Consider the following 17,824-nt stretch of genomic DNA (forward strand, 5'->3'; position numbering starts at 1 on the left):
GGTTACTGCCCTTCGCTCAGCCTTTGGCGGCGCACCTTGGCATAGGACATCATGCCGAAGGGGATGAGGGCCAGGTAGAGGGCGCACAGGACAAGCAGCGTCAGCCAGGGATCGGTGATCAGCAGCGCGGCCAGCAGACCGGCAAGCGCGATCACCTCCAGCCTGATCCGCTTGCGTAGGCGAAGGGCCGACCAGCTATAGGTCGCGATGTTGGAGATCATCAGGAAGGCGGCGAAGGCCGTCCAGGGCGCCACCACATACCATTCGCGGAACAGCGGCTCGCCCGTCACCAGCCAGAGATAGAGCGGCACGAAGGCCAGCCCCGCCCCAGCCGGAGCCGGAACGCCGGTGAGGAAACCCGCCGATTTATGCGGCTGCACGTCGGCATCGATATTGGCGTTGAACCGCGCCAGCCGCAGCGCGCAGGACAGCGCATGGGCGAGCGCGAATATCCAGCCGAATTTCGGCATGGCATGGAGCGACCAGAGATAGAGAACCAGCGCGGGCGCCACGCCGAAAGCGATGGAATCGGACAGCGAATCCAGTTCCGCGCCGAAGCGGCTTTCGCCCCGCAACAGCCGGGCGATGCGCCCGTCCAGCCCATCCAGCACCCCGGCGATCAGGATGGCGAGCACCGCCCTCTCCCACTCGCCCGAAATGCCGTAGCGCACGCCGGTCAGGCCGAAGCACAGCGCCATCGCCGTCACGGCGTTGGGCGCCACCATCCGCAGGGTGATCCCCCGGCGCAGGCCGCGCGGGATGGTGCGCCGCTGCCGCATTATTGCTGAATCCCGGAAATCACGCGCATGTCGCCGATCTGGCCAAGGATCGTCTCTCCCGCCACGGTGCGCTGCCCCAGCACCACGCGGGGCGCGGTTCCGGCGGGCAGATAGACGTCAACCCGGCTGCCGAAGCGGATCAGGCCGATGCGCTGTCCGGCGGCGACCATGTCGCCCGGCTTCACGAACGGCACGATCCGCCGCGCCACAAGGCCCGCAATCTGGGTGAAGCCGATGCGTACGCCGTCATGCCGCTCGACCAATATATGCTGGCGTTCATTATCCTCGCTCGCCTTGTCCAGATCGGCGTTCAGGAACTTGCCGGAGATATAGACGACCGACTTCACCGTCCCGCCGATCGGCGTGCGGTTGATGTGTACGTCGAACACGCTCATGAAGATCGACACGCGGATCATCGGCTGGTCGCCCAGCCCATCCGGCCCCGCCATCTCACGCGGCGGCGGCACGCGCTGGATCAGCGTCACCAGCCCGTCGGCGGGGGCGACGATGGCCCGCTCATCCTGCGGCACGGCGCGAACCGGATCGCGGAAGAAGGCCAGCACCCAGATCGTCACCATCACCATCAGCCAGCCGGGAAGCTCCCAGCCGACCAGGAACAGCAGCGCGGTGATGGCCGCCGCGATCAGGCCGAATTTGACGCCCTCCGGATGCACGGAGGGAAATCGCCATTTCACATTGCCGCCCAGCGCGACGGTCAGTTCGTCATTTTCCATGGGCATCGTCTTTAGGGACAGTCGGTTGGAGTGACAACGCCCGATGCTGGCACAAGAGCCATTACCGGAAGTTCGCGGGAATTTGGCCCGGAAAGGAGGAACAGGTGGGGAGTGAGCGTTCCCATCCTCCCCGCTCCGCTCGCAGGGTGGATTTCACGTCAGCTTCCGCTCATTTCCCGTCAAAACCCTGCACAGCCGGTTGAACATTGCCGCCGCTTTGCCTAGTGCGGTCCCAAATTCCACCCGAACGAAGAAAGCGGAACAGGCGCTATGGCTAAGATCAAGGTGAAAAACCCCGTCGTGGAGATCGACGGCGACGAAATGACGCGGATCATCTGGCAGTGGATTCGCGAGCGCCTCATCCTCCCCTATCTCGACATCGACCTCAAATATTATGATCTGGGCGTCGAGAAGCGCGACGAGACCAACGACCAGATCACCATCGATTCCGCCAATGCGATCAAGGAATATGGCGTCGGCGTGAAGTGCGCCACCATCACCCCCGACGAAGCCCGCGTCGAGGAATTCGGCCTGAAGGAAATGTGGAAGTCGCCCAACGGCACCATCCGCAACATCCTGGGCGGCGTGGTGTTCCGCGAACCCATCGTCATCCGCAACGTGCCGCGCCTGGTGCCCGGCTGGACCGACCCCATCGTCATCGGCCGTCATGCGTTCGGCGACCAGTATCGCGCCACCGACTTCCTGGTCCCCGGCCCCGGCAAGCTGCGCATGGTGTGGGACGGCGCCAATGGCGAGAAGATCGAGAAGGACGTCTTCAACTTCCCCAGCTCCGGCGTCGCCATGGGCATGTACAATCTGGACGATTCGATCCGCGATTTCGCCCGCGCCAGCATGAACTATGCGCTGGGCCGCGGCTGGCCGCTGTACCTGTCGACCAAGAACACCATCCTCAAGGCCTATGACGGCCGCTTCAAGGATCTGTTCCAGGAAGTGTTCGACAATGAATTCGCCGACCAGTTCAAAGCGGTGGGCGCAGTCTACGAACACCGCCTGATCGACGACATGGTCGCATCCGCCCTGAAGTGGAGCGGCAAGTTCGTCTGGGCGTGCAAGAATTACGACGGCGACGTCCAGTCGGATACGGTGGCGCAGGGCTTCGGCTCGCTCGGCCTCATGACCTCCGTGCTGCTCTCGCCCGACGGCAAGACGGTCGAGGCCGAAGCCGCGCACGGCACCGTCACCCGCCACTATCGCCAGCACCAGCAGGGCAAGCAGACGTCGACCAACCCGATCGCGTCGATCTTCGCCTGGACCCAGGGCCTGGCCTATCGCGGCAAGTTCGACGAGACGCCGGAAGTCACCCGCTTTGCCGAAACGCTGGAAAAGGTCTGCATCGAAACCGTCGAAAGCGGCGCGATGACCAAGGATCTGGCCCTGCTGATCGGTCCGGAGCAGGCCTGGATGACCACCGAGCAGTTCTTCGAGGCGATCCGCGCGAACCTCGAAACCGCCATGGGCCAGTGGCAGTAAACTGACGGAAATTATCGGGCGGAACTGATCTGCCTTTCCGTGGTTCAATACGGTAACGGAACGAGGCGGCGCCGCAACACGGCGTCGCCTTTTCCATGCAGCCGGGAGATGCTTGATGACGACGACAGCCAAGAAGCGCCTGGAAGTTCGCGCTGCGGTTCCGGCGGACGTGCGCGGCATCCAGCGGCTGATCGCCCGCGTCTATCCCGGCATGCCCAATTATTCGCTGGCCACCCTGCGTGGCCAGATCAACAATTTCCCGACCGGCTGCTTCATCGCGCTCTACGACAACAAGATCGTGGGCTATTGCGCGACCATGCGCGTCAGCAAGAGCATGGCCTTTTCCGCTCATGATTGGGAGGAGATCACCGCCAACGGCTTCGGCACGCGGCACAGCGCGGCGGGCGAATGGCTCTACGGCTATGAGATGGCGGTCGATCCCAAGCTGCGCGGCCTGCGCATCGGCCAGCGCCTTTATGACGAGCGCAAGGAACTGGCCGAGGAACTGGACCTGCACGGCATCGTCATCGCCGGACGCATGCCCGGCTATGCCCGGGCCAAGCGGCGCGTCGATGGCCCCGCCGACTATCTGGACAAGGTGGTGCACGGCAAGCTGCGCGACCAGGTGATCAGCTTCCAGCTCAAGAACCAGTTCGAACCGCTGGGCGTGCTGGAGAATTACCTGCCGGAGGACAAGCAGTCGGACGGCCACGCCGCCCATCTGGTGTGGCGCAATCCCTATGTCGATCCGGATGAAGCGCCCGAAATGCGCGTGCCGCGCGGCGTGGAAAGCGTCCGCCTCGCCACTTGCCAGTTGCAGGCCCGCGCCGTGAAGGATTTCGACGAGTTCATCCGCAACATCGAATATTTCGTCGACGTGGCGGCGGATTATCGCTCCGACTTCATCGTCTTTCCCGAACTGTTCACCCTGCCGCTGCTTTCCTATGAAACCAGGAAGCTATCGCCCACCGAAGCGATCGACCGGCTGACCGGCTACACACCGCGCCTGACCAAGGAGCTGGAGCGGATGGCGCTGGAATATAATATCAACATCATCGGCGGCTCCCATCCGACGCGGGCCGACGATGGCGACATTCAGAACATCGCCTATGTCGCATTGCGCGACGGGTCGCTGCACACGCAGGAGAAGATCCACCCGACGCCCAACGAAGCATTCTGGTGGAACATCAAGGGCGGCGATTCGCTGGACGTGATCCAGACCGACTGCGGCCCCATCGGCGTGCTGATCTGTTACGACAGCGAATTTCCGGAACTGGCGCGGCGGCTGGTGGACCAGGGGGCGCGGATCATCTTCGTGCCCTTCTGCACCGACTCGCGGCTGGGTTACATGCGGGTGCGCTATTGCGCGCAGGCGCGGGCCATCGAAAATCAATGCTATGTGGTCATGTCTGGCAATGTCGGCAATTTGCCGAACGTCGACAATATGGACATTCAATATGCCCAGAGCGCGATCCTGACGCCGTGCGACCTGCCCTTTGCGCGGGACGGGATCGCGGCGGAATCGACGGAGAATGTCGAGACGCTGACCATGGCGGACGTGAACCTGGCGGACCTGAGCTGGGCGCGGGCGGAGGGCACGGTGCGCAACCTGCGCGACCGGCGGTTCGACCTCTATCATATCGACTGGGACAGCAATCCCGACCATGCCCACGCGCCGAGCGGCGGGCCGGTGCCCGCGGGCGGGCACAATGCGCCGGGCGGGGGGTGATTGGGTGGTTTTAAGACATTCCCCTCCCGCAAGCGGGAGGGGTTAGGGGTGGGCGCGAGCGGAGCGAGCTTCTGCCTTCTCGGCTAGGGAAGAACGCCGCTGACGCGGCGACCCACCTCCGGCCCCTCCCGCTTGCGGGAGGGGAGAAGAACATCCCCAAACCCCCTTCACTCGACGGTGACGCTCTTGGCGAGGTTCCTTGGCTGATCGACATCCGTGCCCTTGGCCACCGCCACATGATAGGCCAGCAACTGCACCGGCACGGCATAGACCATCGGCGCGATCAGCGGGTGGACCTTGGGCATGGTGATCGTCGCCATGCAACCCTCCCCCGCTGCCTGCACGCCGTCATAGTCGGAGATCAGCACCACCTTGCCGCCGCGCGCCTGCACTTCCTGCATGTTGCTGACGGTCTTTTCGAACAAAGGCCCGCTCGGCGCGAGGACGATCACCGGCACCTTGTCGTCAATCAGGGCGATGGGACCATGCTTCATCTCGCCCGCGGCATAGCCTTCGGCATGGATATAGCTGATTTCCTTGAGCTTCAGCGCCCCTTCCAGCGCCAGCGGATAATCCGTTCCGCGCCCCAGATAGAGCACGTCCCGCGCTCCCGCGATCAGATGCGCCATCGCCTCTATCGATTCGTCATAGGCCAGCGCCCCGTTCAGCGCGGCGGGCGCTTCGGACAGGTGGCGGACCAGTTCCTTCTCCGCCTTCTCGTCCAGCCGCCCCTTGGCCCGCGCCAGATTGGCCGCGAAAGCCGCCAGCACCGCCAACTGACAGGTAAAGGCCTTGGTCGACGCCACGCCGATTTCCGGCCCGGCATTGGTCGGCAGCAGCAGGTCCGCCTCCCGCGCCATGGTGCTGGTGGGCACGTTGACGACGGCGGCGATCTTCTGCCCCTCCGCCCGGGCGTGGCGCAGCGCGGCCAGCGTGTCGGCGGTTTCGCCCGACTGGCTGATGACGATCATCAGCCCGCCTTCCTCCATCACCGGAGCGCGATAACGAAACTCGCTCGCCACATCGATGTCGACAGGGACGCGGGCGAACTGTTCGATCCAATATTTGGCCACCATGCCCGCATAATAGCTGGTCCCGCAGGCGACGATGGTGACGCGGCGGATCGACCCCAGGTCGAAATCCGGGATCGGCAGCGAAACCTGATCCTCCATCCGGCGGAGATAGGAACGCAGCGTCTGCGCCACGACCACCGGCTGCTCGTAAATCTCCTTGAGCATATAGTGGCGGTGATTGCCCTTGGAGATGAGTTCGCCGGTCACGCCCGAAATGGTGACGGGCCGTTCGACGGGATTATTGTCCTTGTCGAAAATCTCCGCGCCATCGCGGGTGATGATGACCCAGTCGCCCTCCTCCAGATAGGCGATGCGCTGGGTCAGCGGGGCCAGCGCCAGGGCGTCGGAGCCAAGATAGGTCTCTCCCTCGCCATAGCCGACCACCAGCGGCGACCCAAGGCGCGCACCGATCAGCATATCGGGATGGCTGCGGAACAGGATCGCAAGCGCGAACGCGCCATGCAAGCGGGGCAGCACCTGCGCCACCGCATCCTTGGGGGATGCGCCCTGCTCCACCAGTTCGCTCACCAGATGGGCGACGACTTCCGTATCGGTCTGGCTGTCGAAGGTCCGGCCACGCGCCATCAATTCCTCGCGCAGCGGCTTGAAATTCTCGATGATGCCATTGTGGACGAGCGCCACTTCCCTGGTGGCATGGGGATGGGCATTGCTGGTCGTCGGCGCGCCATGGGTGGCCCAGCGGGTGTGGGCGATGCCGGTGATGCCCGGCAAGGGCGCGGCCTCCAGTTCCTTCACCAGATTGGCCAGCTTGCCTTCGGCCCGGCGGCGGTCGATCTGCCCGTCATGGACTGTGGCGACGCCCGCGCTGTCATAGCCGCGATATTCGAGGCGCTTCAGTCCCTCGACCAGCCGCTCCGCCACGTCGTCCCTGCCGATGATTCCGATGATGCCGCACATGGATAGTCAGTCCCAAAGCCCTAGAAAAATATATGCTTATCCGCCTATGCCACTTTCAAGCCATTCGCGACAGGGGCCAGCGTCATCGTGGATGAATTGTAACCAACCACAGATCAGGCGGCGCCAACAACCGGATCGGCAGGCCGCTGGTGCCCAGCCCCGCCGAAACGACCATGGTCCGGGCACCTTCCCGATACACGCCGCAGGCATAGCGCGTGCCGTAGCGCGACGGCACATAGACGATGCCCGCGAAGGGAAAGGCCACCTGCCCGCAATGGGTATGCCCCACCAGCGTCAGCATCGGCCGGTCGGGCAGCAGGGGAAAGGCATCCGGCCCATGGGACAGCATCAGCGGCGCGCCGCCCAGCGCCTGCATCGCGTCCAGCGTCTTCGGGATATCGGCCCGTCCGGTATAGATGTCGCGCAGGCCGCCAATCGCCAGCGGTCCCCGCCGCACGGCCTGATTGTCAAGCAGGCGGATGCCGATCCGGGCGAACAGATTACCCCACTGCCGGCGGTTGATGCCCGCATGTTTGCGCGCATCATGATTGCCCAGCACCGCCACCACACCCAGCGGCGCGCGCAAGGCGGCGAAAGGGGCGATGCTCTGTACGGGACCATAGGTCGCCCCGCCCTTGTCATCGCCGATATAGTCGCCGCCCAGCACGACTAGGTCGGGCCTGAGGCCATTCACCTGCGCGACGATCCGCGCCATCCGTTCCGGGCTGTTGTCCGGTCCGGACAAATGGCTGTCGGTCAGCAGCGCCACCGTCACCGGGCGGCGCGGCGCATCCCCCGGAAAGGGCAGCACGACATCCAGCCGACGCACGACCGGCATCGCCCGCGCATTGGCGAGGAGCCAGACGACCCCACCCGACAAAAGCAGAAAGATGAGCAGCAGCGCCGCAAGCCAGCGCCGCTTTCGGAAGAAGGCCGTCACTTGGATGCTTTGCGCGCCTGCATCCTCGCCCGGAAGCGGGCCGCCCAGCCGGGCTTTGCCTCCTGCTTCGGCCGGACCAGGCATAGCGCGTCGGCCTCCACCGCCTGCGTCACGACGCTGCCCGCCGCGACGATCGCGCCGTCCCCGATCTTGACCGGCGCGACCAGCGCGCTGTTGGAGCCGATGAAGGCGCCCGCCCCGATTTCCGTCCTATATTTGAAGAAGCCATCATAGTTGCAGGTGATGGTGCCCGCGCCGATATTGGCGCGCGCCCCGATGCTGGCGTCACCGATATAGGACAGGTGGTTGGCCTTGGCGCCCTCGCCCAGTTCGGCCTTCTTCACCTCCACGAAATTGCCGACCTTGGCCTTGACGCCGATCTTCGCGCCGGGGCGCAGGCGGGCATAGGGTCCGATTTCCGCGCCCTTGCCGACGGTCGCGCCCTCCAGATGGGAAAAGGCGTGGATGGTCGCATCGTCCGCCACGCTGACGCCGGGGCCGAAGACGACATTCGGCTCTATCACCACGTCGCGGCCAATCACCGTGTCATGGGCGAAGAACACCGTTTCCGGCGCGATCAGCGTCGCGCCCTCGCGCATCGCCTCGGCGCGGCGGCGGTCCTGCCAGACGGCCTCTACCCCCGCCAGTTCGGCGCGGCTGTTGACCCCGGCGACTTCCCAGGCCTCCGCCTCTATCACCGCGCTCTGCGCACCGGGCAGCATGACGATGTCGGGCAGATAATATTCGCCCGCTACATTGTCGTTGCCGATCTGGTCGAGCAGCACGAACAGGTCGGTCGAACGCACCGCCATCAACCCCGAATTACAGAGCGTCACTGCCCGCTCCTCTGCATTGGCGTCCTTATATTCGACCATCTTTTCGATGACGCCCTGGTCCTGGGCGATGATCCGGCCATAGGCGGCGGCATCCTCAGGACGGAAGCCCAGCACCACGGCGCGCGGCTCGTCACCCCAATTCAAACGCTCCAGCATGGATCGCATGGTTTCGGTCCGCACCAGCGGCACATCGCCATAGAGGATCAATATGTCGCCCGCGAAACCGGCCAGCGCGTCATGCGCCTGCGCCACGGCATGGCCGGTGCCATGCTGCTGTTCCTGCACGGCGATGACGGCGCCGCTGCCCTCCACCGCCTTTTCCACCTGATCGCGCCCGGCGCCGACCACGACGACCTGCCGTTCGGGCTGCAACGCGGCCACGCTGGCGAGCAGATGGAGCAGCATCGGCCGCCCCGCTATGGGGTGCAGCACCTTATGCCTGGCGGATTTCATGCGCGTGCCCTGCCCGGCGGCAAGGATGATCACTGCCAAAGGGCGATGGGGCGGACGGCTGGCGGTCACGGGGGCATCCTTCACAAAGAGGCCAAGAATCTGAGCGCTCTGTGCCATGTTTGACTTGCCTTTGCCACTGCGCAAGCGGCATGAGCCAGCCATGGCCAACATCCCTTTCGACATCGTCGGCTTCGACCTTGACGGCACCCTGCTCGACACCAGCGGCGATCTGGCCGCGGCGGTCAATTACGCCATCGCCACCGACGGCCGCCCGCCCTTTCCGGTGGCGGCGATCCACCCCTTTGTCGGCAAGGGGGCGAAGGTCATGCTCCAGCGGGCGCTGGACGCTTCGGGCGGTTATGACGAGCCGATGCTGGCAAGGATGCTGCCGATCCTGCTCGATTATTATGAGCAGAATCTGGCGATCCATTCCCTGCCCTATCCCGGCCTGATCGCGGCGATGGACGCGCTGGAGGCAGCGGGCGTGAAGCTTGCCATCTGCACCAACAAGGCGGAGCGCTTCACCGTTCCGCTGCTACACCAGATCGGCCTGTCGGAGCGTTTCGCCAGCGTCGTCGGCGGCGACACGGTCGGCATCGCGAAGCCCGATCCGGCGCCGATCCACGCCATGATCGAGCGCGCGGGCGGGGGGCGGACGATCTTCCTGGGCGACACGATCAACGACATCGCCGGAGCGCGCAATGCGGGCATCCCCAGCATCGCCGTCAGCTTCGGCTTCCTGGACGGCCCGGTGGAGGCGCTGGAGGCCGACGCCGTCATCCACCATTATGACGAGCTGCTGCCGCTGCTGGGACGCTGGCCCGCATGACGATCCGGCTGGAACGCGACGGCGCGGTCGCCACGCTGCTGATCGACCGGCCCCGGCAGCACAACGCCATGAACCAGGCGATGTGGGAGCGATTTCCGCAACTGGTGCAGCAGGCGATGGCGGACGAGACGATCCGGGTACTGATCGTGACCTCCGCCGCCCCCGGCCTGTTCTGCGCGGGGGCGGACATCCACGAATTCGCGCTCCATTCCGGCGAGGAGGAATGGCGCATCGCCAACCAGGCCGCGATTCGCGCCGCCCAATATGCCCTTGCCCATGCGCAAAAGCCGGTCATCGCGGCCATAGACGGGGATGCGGTCGGCGGCGGATGCGGCCTGGCCATCGCCTGCGACCTGCGGATCGCCTCCCCCGCCGCGCGTCTGGGCATCACTCCGGCGAAGCTGGGCATCGTCTATTCGCTGTTCGACACCAAGCTGCTGGTCGACCTGGTCGGACCGGCGCGGGCCAAGCGCATCCTGTTCACCGCCGCGCTGCACGATGCGGAAGAGGCGCTGACCATCGGTCTGGTCGACCAGATATCGCCGGACCCGCTGGAGGCGGCGATGGAATTGGCCAAGGTGATGGCGGCCAATGCCCAGCATTCGATCCTTTCGTCCAAGGCGATCGTCCGCCGCATCCTGGATGGGCAGTCCGATGACGATGCGGACACATTGGCCATGTTCCGCGACGCCTTCATCCGGCCCGATTTCCGGGAGGGCGTGCAGGCGTTCCGGGACAAGCGTCGTCCCCGCTTCTGAACCGCTCGCCGCATGTTCATCCATATCGGATGAATATCTAGTCCGATCCGGAAGCATTTGTTAAGGAACGGCTTTTACCGGTCTTCCAGTACGGATCACGCACCGGAACGCGCACGATTTTCGACCGATAAAAGGAACAGGCACCGCAGCGTGGGAGAGAATTTCGCCTTCTTCCTGCCCGTCATGATGGCAAGCTTCGGCGTGGTTTTCGGCTTCGTCTGGAGCCTGCGCGTGCGCGCGGCCGGATATTGGAGCGGCGCTTTTTTCTGCGTGGCGGGCGGCTTTGCCGTACCGGCGGGATTCGCGCTTTTTCCCACGCCTCACTGGGGTTTCGTGGCAGACCTGCTGTTCGCTGGCGGTTTCCTGCTGTTCAGCCAGGCCTTGTTGGAACGCTGGCGGCCGAACTGGCTGTTATGGGCGCGGATCGGAATCTGCGCCCTGTCGGTGCTGCTCTGCGTGGTGGCCATCGCGCTGGACAATCTGCCGCTCGAACTGGCGGCGTCCGATTTCGGCTGCTTCCTGCTGATCGGCCTGCCACTGATCGCGGGCAGGGATCATCTCGGCAACTGGTCCGACCGCATCCTGTTCGGCGCGGCCGCGCTGACGGCGCTGGATAATCTGGTGCGGGGCAGCACCATTCCGCTGACCTTGTCGAGCGGCAGTTTCCTGAACAGCGACTATGCCTTTCTGATGCAGGCGCTGGCCTGCGTCTTCGGTCTTTTCCTGGCTCTCGCGGCGCTGGCGGCGAACATGCTGGACCTGCTCGCCCGCTATCAGCGCGATGCGCAGCACGATCCGCTTTCCGGCCTGCTCAACCGGCGGGGTTTCGACGAAGCCATCGCACAGCGGGCGCGCAAGTTGCCGATGCAGGGCAGCATGATCGTCTGCGACATCGATCATTTCAAGACGGTCAACGATGCCCATGGCCATGCCCTGGGGGATCGCGCGATCGTCCTGCTCGCTCAAATATTGGCGCGGTTTGCGCCCGCCGACGCCATCACGGCCCGCTTCGGCGGCGAGGAATTCGTGCTGTTCCTGCCCGACACCCATGCAGCCCGGGCGGCCGGGATCGCCAACGACATTCGCGAAAGCATCGCGCAGGAGGTTGCCGACGAACTCGGTTTGTCGCGCCGGCTGACGGCCAGCTTCGGCCTGTCGGCCGTGCAGCGCGGCGATGCCTCCATCCACGACGCCATCGCGCGGGCGGACGCGGCGCTCTATGAAGCCAAGACGCGCGGCCGCAACCGCGTCTGCGTGCGCCGGGCGCTCGCCGCGCCGGATACGCTCGCCACCGACCTGAAGTTTCACGCCCAGGGCGCTTGATCGACCGCGCCGCCATGAAAAAGGCCGCCTTGGAGGGCGGCCTTCTCATTCCTGCGCGGAACGAAAACCGATCACATGTGGATCGGCTTCCCCGTCACGGCCATGGCCGCTTCCTTGATCGCTTCGCTGTGCGTCGGATGGGCGTGGCAGGTATAGGCGATATCCTCGCTCGACGCGCCGAATTCCATCGCCTGCGCCGCCTGCGCGATCATCGTGCCCGCAACCGTCGCGATGATCCAGACGCCCAGCACCTTGTCGGTTTCGGCATCGGCAATGATCTTCACAAAGCCATCCGGCTCATGATTGGTCTTGGCCCGGCTGTTCGCCATCATCGGGAACTTGCCGACCTTGATCGCGCCCTTTTCTTTGGCGGCTTCCTCGGTCAGGCCGACGCCAGCGATTTCCGGCTTGGTATAAACGACCGAGGGGATCACGTCATGGTTCACGATGCCGGTCAGGCCCGCAATATTCTCGGCCACGGCGATGCCCTCATCTTCCGCCTTGTGCGCCAGCATCGGGCCGGGGATGACGTCGCCGATCGCCCAGACGCCCGGAACCTTGGTCGCGAAGTCATGATCGGTTTCGATCTGGCCACGCGCATTGAGTTCCAGACCGATCTTGTCGAGGCCCAGCCCCTCCGTATTCGGACGGCGGCCGATCGACACCAGCACGACATCGGCCTCGATCTTCTCCGCTTCACCGCCAGCGGCGGGTTCGACGGTCAGGGTCACGCCCTTCTTGCCGACTTCCGCGCCCGTGACCTTGGTGCCGAGCTTGTACTCGAAACCCTGCTTCTTGAAGATCTTGTTCGCTTCCTTGCGGACTTCGCCGTCCATGCCGGGCAGGATCTGGTCGAGAAATTCGACCACGGTCACCTTCGCGCCGACGCGACGCCACACCGAACCCAGTTCCAGCCCGATGACGCCGCCGCCGACGACGACCAGATGACCCGGAACCTTGTCCAGTTCCAGCGCGCCGGTCGAATCGACGATCTTGCCGCCCGCATTGTCGACCTGAACGCCGGGGAGCGGCGTGACCGACGAACCGGTGGCGATGACGATATTCTTCGCCGTCACCTTCTTGCCCGCCACCTCAACGGTGTTGGCGCCGGTGAAAGTGGCCAGGCCCTTCAGCCAATCGACCTTGTTCTTCTTGAACAGAAACTCGACGCCGCCGGTCAGGCCCTTCACCGCGTCCTTGCGCTGAACCTGCATGGTGTCGAGGTCCAGGCTCATCTTGTCGATCTTCACGCCCAGCTTGGCAAGCGCGCCGTTCGCGGCTTCCTCATAAAGCTCCGAAGCGTGCAGCAGCGCCTTGGACGGGATGCAGCCGACATTGAGGCAGGTGCCGCCCAGCGTTTCCCGGCTTTCGGCGCAGGCGGTCTTCAGGCCAAGCTGCGCCGCGCGGATCGCCGCGACATAGCCACCCGGACCCGCGCCGATCACCAGAACGTCATAATCGAAGTCTGCCATTTCTCACTCCATTGCCGTGCTCCCGCGAAAGCGGGAGCCCAGGGCGTCGTCAGAACAGCGTTTCGAACAAATCCCGCCATTGTGGATTATCGCGTTCGATCAGCTCGATCTTCCAGGCGCGTTTCCATTTCTTCATCCGCAGTTCGCGATGCCGCGCTTCCTGCAGATCGTCATGTGCCTCAAACCAGACCAACAGCTTACAATCATGGTTCTTGGCGAATCCGTCAATCAAGCCTTTGCGATGTTGATATGCCCTGGCCGCCAGATCGCTCGTGACACCCAGATATAGGGTGCCGTTGCGCCTGTTAGCCATAAGATAGACATAGCCGGCTCGCGTAGCGCGTCTCCACCCTAGGCTCCTGCTTCCGCAGGAGCACTGGTCACATCTTTACAGGTCGATCAGCAGGCGGGTCGGATCCTCGATCGCGTTCTTGACCGCAACGAGGAAGGTCACGGCTTCGCGCCCGTCGATCAGACGATGGTCATAGCTGAGCGCGAGATACATCATCGGGCGGATGACGATCTGGCCGTCGCGGACGACCGGACGGTCCTCGATCCGGTGGAGACCCAGCACCGCCGACTGCGGCGGGTTGATGATCGGGCTGGACAGCAGCGAGCCGAACACGCCGCCATTGGAGATGGTGAAGGTGCCGCCCTTCATATCATCCATGGTCAGCGTGCCATCCTTCGCCTTCTTGCCGAAGCTGCCGATAGTCTTTTCGATCTCGGCCACGCTCAGCGATTCCGCGTTGCGGATCACCGGCACGACCAGGCCGTTCGGCGCGGACACGGCGACCGAGATGTCGGCGAAATCATTATAGACGATCTCGTCGCCCTCAATCTGCGCATTGACGCCTGGGACGTCCCGCAGCGCCATGCAGACAGCCTTGGCGAAAAAGCCCATGAAGCCCAGACGGACGCCATGCTTCTTTTCGAACAGATCCTTATACTTCGCGCGCGCCTCGATGACGTTGGTCATGTCGACGTCGTTATAGGTGGTGAGCAGCGCGGCGTTGTTCTGCGCTTCCTTGAGCCGCTTGGCGACCGTCTGGCGCAGGCGGGTCATCTTGACACGCTCCTGCGCGCGGCTGGGGCCAGCGGCGGGAGCGGCGGCAGGCGCAGCGGCGGGGGCCGAAGCGGCTGCCTTGGCAGTACCGGCGGCGACGGCGGCGACGACATCGTCCTTGGTCAGGCGGCCATCCTTGCCGGTGCCCTTGATCTTGCTGGGGTCCAGGCCATGTTCCAGCACCAGACGGCGAACCGCGGGCGACAGGGTCAGGTTGCCGCCTTCCTCGTCATCGGCCGGAGCCGAAGCGGCGGGAGCCGGGGCAGCCGCCTCCGCCTTGGCGGCGGGCGCGGCGGCAGGGGCAGCCGCAGCGGCCGCGCCCTCGTTCACATAGGCCAGCAGCGCGCCGACCTCGACCGTGTCGCCTTCCTTGGCGACGATGTCTCCCAGCACGCCCGCGACCGGCGCAGGCACGTCGACCGCCACCTTGTCGGTTTCCAGGGACACGATCGGCTCGTCGGCCTTCACGGCTTCACCGGGCTTTTTGAGCCACTGGCCAACGGTTGCTTCGGTAACGGATTCGCCCAGAGTGGGGACTTTAACTTCGGTAGCCATGAGCTTGTTCAGCCTTTCATCTGGCGACGGATTTCTTCACGGACGCTGTGACCCAGCGCATCGGCGACGAGGGCGCCCTGCTCGGCGACATGGCGCTTGGCGAGGCCCGTGGCGGGCGACGCCGACGCCTTGCGGCCGGCATAGCGGGCGCGCATCGGCGCCTTGCCGGCTGCGGCCAGCGCTTCCTCGATATAAGGCTCCACGAAGAACCATGCGCCGTTGTTGCGCGGTTCTTCCTGACACCAGACGACCTCTTCCAGCTTCGTCATGCGCTCGATGCGCTTGGCGAGGGCTTCGGTCGCGAACGGGTAGATCTGTTCGATGCGAACGATCTGCACGTCCGTGTCGCCAGCGGCGTCGCGGGCCTCCATCAGGTCGTAGAAGACCTTGCCGGAGCAGAGCACCAGCCGCCTCGTATCCTTGTCGGGCGCCGCATTGGGGTCCGAAAGGATGCGCTTGAAGTGGGTTTCGCCCAGAAAATCCTCAGCCTTGCTGACCGCCGACTTGTGACGCAGCAGCGACTTGGGCGCCATGATGATCAGCGGCTTGCGGAAGGGCCGCAGCATCTGACGGCGCAGGACATGGAAATAGTTCGCCGGGGTCGTGATGTTCGCGACCTGGATATTTCCTTCCGCGCAAAGCTGGAGATAGCGTTCCAGACGGGCCGAGCTATGTTCCGGCCCCTGCCCCTCATAGCCGTGCGGCAACAGGCAGACGAGGCCGTTGGAGCGCAGCCACTTGGTCTCCGACGAAGCGATATACTGGTCGAAGATGATCTGCGCGCCATTGGCGAAGTCGCCGAACTGCGCTTCCCACAGCACGAGGCTCTTCGGGTCCGCCAGCGCGAAACCATATTCGAAGCCGAGCACGCCATATTCGGAGAGCGGCGAATCCAGCACTTCGAACCGGCCATGCGGCACGGTCGACAGCGGGATATATTTATTCTCCGTATCCTGGTCGATCCAGACGGCGTGACGATGGCTGAAAGTGCCGCGCCCGGAGTCCTGACCCGACAGGCGGACGCCATAGCCTTCCGACAACAGCGAACCGAAGGCCAGCGCCTCACCGGTCGCCCAGTCGAAATTCTCGCCGGTCTTGAACATCTCCGCCTTGGCATCGATCACGCGCTTCAGCGTCTTGTGGACATTATGCCCTTCCGGGATCGTCGTCAGCGTCTTGCCCAGGCTGTCGAACAGCTTCTGGCTGACCGCGGACTCGACGCTCTGACGGGTGGTTTCGGCGTCCGCAGGCTTGTGCAGGCCCGACCAGCGACCGGCGAACCAGTCGGCCTTGTTGGACTTGTAGCTCTTGGCCGCCTCGAACTCTTCCTCCAGATGGTTGACGAAATCGCCGGTCACCTGGTTGACGAAATCGTCGTCGACCACGCCTTCCGCCTTCAGCCGCGCCGAATAGACGTCGCTGACCGGGGGATGCTGGCGAATCTTCGCGTACATCTGCGGCTGGGTGAAGGACGGCTCGTCGCCTTCATTGTGACCGAAGCGGCGATAGCACCACATGTCGATCACGATGTCGCGATGGAAGGTCTGGCGATATTCCATCGCCAGCTTGCAGGCGAAGGTGACCGCTTCCGGATCGTCGCCGTTGATGTGCAGGATCGGCGCCTGGACGCCCTTCGCGACGTCGCTGGGATAGGGCGATCCGCGCGAATATTGCGGGCTGGTCGTGAAACCGATCTGGTTGTTGACGATGAAGTGGATGCAGCCGCCCGTATTGTAGCCGGAAACGCCCGAGAAGCCGAGGCATTCCCAGACGATGCCCTGACCCGCGAAAGCCGCGTCGCCATGGATCAGCACGGGCAGCACCTGCTCATGCCTAGTCAGGTCATCGCGGAAGGTCTGCTGCGCGCGGACCTTGCCCAGCACCACCGGATCGACGGTTTCGAGGTGCGACGGATTGGGGACCAGCGACATGTGGACCTTGACGCCGTCGAATTCCCGGTCGGTCGAGGTGCCCAGGTGATATTTCACGTCGCCCGAACCGCCGACATCTTCGGGATTGGCGGTGCCGCCCGAAAATTCGTGGAAGATGACGCGGAAACCCTTGGCCATCACATTGGCGAGCACGTTCAGGCGGCCGCGATGGGCCATGCCGTAGACGATCTCGCGAACGCCCTGCGCGCCGCCATATTTGATGATGGCCTCCAGCGCGGGGATCATCGATTCGCCGCCGTCCAGGCCGAAGCGCTTGGTGCCGACATATTTGCGGCCCAGGAACTTCTCATATTGTTCGGCGTGGATCACCTTGGACAGGATCGCCTTCTTGCCTTCCGGCGTGAAGTGGATTTCCTTGTCCTTGCCCTCCAGACGGTCCTGCAGGAAGCGGCGTTCCTCCACATCCGAGATGTGCATATATTCCAGGCCGACATTGCCGCAATAATTGGCGCGCAGGATCGCCACGATCTCTCGCACGGTCGCATATTGCAGGCCCAGCGTGCCGCCCAGATAGACTTTCTTGTCGAGGTCGGTCAGGCCATGATATTCCGGCGTCAGATCGGCTGGAAGATCACGTTGGGTCAACCCCAGCGGGTCGAGATTGGCAGCCAGATGTCCGCGCACGCGATAGGTGCGGATCAGCATCTGGGCGCGGATCGCATCGTCGGCGGCGCTGACGGCGTCGACATCCGAAACCGCCTTGCCATTGACCTTGGCGGCGGCCTTCACGGCCACCTGCATCTGCGTGGGGTCAAGCGCCCCGGTCAGGTCGTCGGTATCGATCGGCGGCCAGTTGGTGCGCGCCCAGCTCGGCCCGCGCTCGGCGTCATCTGCCGGGAGAGGGAAATCCTGATTCTCGTAACCCATTTTTCACGTCCCATCCGTGCCGCGTGCAGTCGCGGAGCGGGGTAACCGA

Annotated in this window: 13 protein-coding genes and 1 pseudogene; 5 read left to right on the top strand and 9 right to left on the bottom strand. The window is 64.3% G+C overall.

Annotated features, from left to right (window positions below; all coding sequences use genetic code 11):
- Positions 1-2: 2 nt before the first annotated feature.
- Together NUH86_RS09320 and NUH86_RS09325 are read right to left on the bottom strand one after the other, a co-directional pair.
- Complete coding sequence (locus NUH86_RS09320; RefSeq protein ID WP_267249243.1) at positions 3-779, bottom strand: CDP-alcohol phosphatidyltransferase family protein; 777 nt, start codon at positions 777-779, stop codon at positions 3-5.
- Entirely contained in the window at positions 779-1,513 is a 735-nt protein-coding gene (locus NUH86_RS09325; protein WP_267249244.1) for a phosphatidylserine decarboxylase, read from the bottom strand. Before NUH86_RS09325 ends, NUH86_RS09320 begins: the two co-directional genes overlap by 1 nt.
- A 270-nt stretch (positions 1,514-1,783) precedes the next feature.
- On the opposite strand from NUH86_RS09325, the gene NUH86_RS09330 reads away from it, so the two are divergent.
- Both NUH86_RS09330 and NUH86_RS09335 read left to right on the top strand, forming a co-directional pair.
- Complete coding sequence (locus NUH86_RS09330; RefSeq protein WP_267249245.1) at positions 1,784-3,004, top strand: NADP-dependent isocitrate dehydrogenase; 1,221 nt, start codon at positions 1,784-1,786, stop codon at positions 3,002-3,004.
- Between the two features lie 115 nt (positions 3,005-3,119).
- Complete coding sequence (locus NUH86_RS09335; RefSeq protein ID WP_267249246.1) at positions 3,120-4,733, top strand: carbon-nitrogen hydrolase family protein; 1,614 nt, start codon at positions 3,120-3,122, stop codon at positions 4,731-4,733.
- Positions 4,734-4,900: 167 nt separating this feature from the next.
- Here NUH86_RS09335 and glmS read toward each other — a convergent pair whose 3' ends face one another.
- The 3 genes from glmS to glmU all read right to left on the bottom strand — a co-directional run bounded on the left by glmS (position 4,901) and on the right by glmU (position 9,070).
- Complete coding sequence (gene glmS / locus NUH86_RS09340) at positions 4,901-6,724, bottom strand: glutamine--fructose-6-phosphate transaminase (isomerizing) (protein ID WP_267249247.1); 1,824 nt, start codon at positions 6,722-6,724, stop codon at positions 4,901-4,903.
- Positions 6,725-6,806: 82 nt separating this feature from the next.
- Positions 6,807-7,664, bottom strand: coding sequence for a metallophosphoesterase (locus tag NUH86_RS09345; protein ID WP_267249248.1), 858 nt, complete (start codon positions 7,662-7,664; stop codon positions 6,807-6,809).
- On the bottom strand, positions 7,661-9,070 hold the full coding sequence (glmU, locus tag NUH86_RS09350; protein WP_267249249.1) for a bifunctional UDP-N-acetylglucosamine diphosphorylase/glucosamine-1-phosphate N-acetyltransferase GlmU: 1,410 nt from the start codon (positions 9,068-9,070) through the stop codon (positions 7,661-7,663). Before glmU ends, NUH86_RS09345 begins: the two co-directional genes overlap by 4 nt.
- A 43-nt stretch (positions 9,071-9,113) precedes the next feature.
- Here glmU and NUH86_RS09355 point away from each other — a divergent pair, with 43 nt between their 5' ends.
- The 3 genes from NUH86_RS09355 to NUH86_RS09365 all read left to right on the top strand — a co-directional run bounded on the left by NUH86_RS09355 (position 9,114) and on the right by NUH86_RS09365 (position 11,863).
- Positions 9,114-9,782, top strand: coding sequence for an HAD family hydrolase (locus NUH86_RS09355; RefSeq protein ID WP_267249250.1), 669 nt, complete (start codon positions 9,114-9,116; stop codon positions 9,780-9,782).
- Complete coding sequence (locus NUH86_RS09360) at positions 9,779-10,540, top strand: enoyl-CoA hydratase/isomerase family protein (RefSeq protein WP_267249251.1); 762 nt, start codon at positions 9,779-9,781, stop codon at positions 10,538-10,540. Before NUH86_RS09355 ends, NUH86_RS09360 begins: the two co-directional genes overlap by 4 nt.
- Before the next feature lie 150 nt (positions 10,541-10,690).
- On the top strand, positions 10,691-11,863 hold the full coding sequence (locus NUH86_RS09365) for a sensor domain-containing diguanylate cyclase (RefSeq protein ID WP_267249252.1): 1,173 nt from the start codon (positions 10,691-10,693) through the stop codon (positions 11,861-11,863).
- Between the two features lie 71 nt (positions 11,864-11,934).
- Here the strand turns inward: NUH86_RS09365 and lpdA are convergent, their stop codons facing one another.
- The 4 genes and pseudogenes from lpdA to NUH86_RS09385 all read right to left on the bottom strand — a co-directional run bounded on the left by lpdA (position 11,935) and on the right by NUH86_RS09385 (position 17,775).
- Positions 11,935-13,335 (bottom strand): dihydrolipoyl dehydrogenase, encoded by a 1,401-nt coding sequence (gene lpdA, locus NUH86_RS09370; protein WP_267249253.1) that lies wholly within the window; start codon positions 13,333-13,335, stop codon positions 11,935-11,937.
- 49 nt (positions 13,336-13,384) lie between these two features.
- Positions 13,385-13,657, bottom strand: a pseudogene (locus NUH86_RS09375) (GIY-YIG nuclease family protein); the annotation flags it as partial.
- Positions 13,658-13,723: 66 nt separating this feature from the next.
- Positions 13,724-14,956 (bottom strand): 2-oxoglutarate dehydrogenase complex dihydrolipoyllysine-residue succinyltransferase, encoded by a 1,233-nt coding sequence (gene odhB / locus NUH86_RS09380; RefSeq protein WP_267249254.1) that lies wholly within the window; start codon positions 14,954-14,956, stop codon positions 13,724-13,726.
- A gap of 8 nt (positions 14,957-14,964) precedes the next feature.
- Complete coding sequence (locus NUH86_RS09385) at positions 14,965-17,775, bottom strand: 2-oxoglutarate dehydrogenase E1 component (RefSeq protein ID WP_267249255.1); 2,811 nt, start codon at positions 17,773-17,775, stop codon at positions 14,965-14,967.
- Positions 17,776-17,824: the final 49 nt, after the last annotated feature.

It is taken from the genome of Sphingobium sp. JS3065, assembly GCF_026427355.1.
GTDB lineage: Bacteria > Pseudomonadota > Alphaproteobacteria > Sphingomonadales > Sphingomonadaceae > Sphingobium.

Coding starts and splice junctions, on each gene's coding strand:
- NUH86_RS09355 (WP_267249250.1), top strand. CDS start 9,114: ATGGCCAACATCCCTTTCGACATCGTCGGCTTCGACCTTGACGGCACC.
- NUH86_RS09330 (WP_267249245.1), top strand. CDS start 1,784: ATGGCTAAGATCAAGGTGAAAAACCCCGTCGTGGAGATCGACGGCGAC.
- NUH86_RS09325 (WP_267249244.1), bottom strand. CDS start 1,513: ATGGAAAATGACGAACTGACCGTCGCGCTGGGCGGCAATGTGAAATGG.
- glmU (WP_267249249.1), bottom strand. CDS start 9,070: ATGGCACAGAGCGCTCAGATTCTTGGCCTCTTTGTGAAGGATGCCCCC.
- NUH86_RS09320 (WP_267249243.1), bottom strand. CDS start 779: ATGCGGCAGCGGCGCACCATCCCGCGCGGCCTGCGCCGGGGGATCACC.
- glmS (WP_267249247.1), bottom strand. CDS start 6,724: ATGTGCGGCATCATCGGAATCATCGGCAGGGACGACGTGGCGGAGCGG.
- odhB (WP_267249254.1), bottom strand. CDS start 14,956: ATGGCTACCGAAGTTAAAGTCCCCACTCTGGGCGAATCCGTTACCGAA.
- NUH86_RS09360 (WP_267249251.1), top strand. CDS start 9,779: ATGACGATCCGGCTGGAACGCGACGGCGCGGTCGCCACGCTGCTGATC.
- NUH86_RS09385 (WP_267249255.1), bottom strand. CDS start 17,775: ATGGGTTACGAGAATCAGGATTTCCCTCTCCCGGCAGATGACGCCGAG.
- lpdA (WP_267249253.1), bottom strand. CDS start 13,335: ATGGCAGACTTCGATTATGACGTTCTGGTGATCGGCGCGGGTCCGGGT.
- NUH86_RS09335 (WP_267249246.1), top strand. CDS start 3,120: ATGACGACGACAGCCAAGAAGCGCCTGGAAGTTCGCGCTGCGGTTCCG.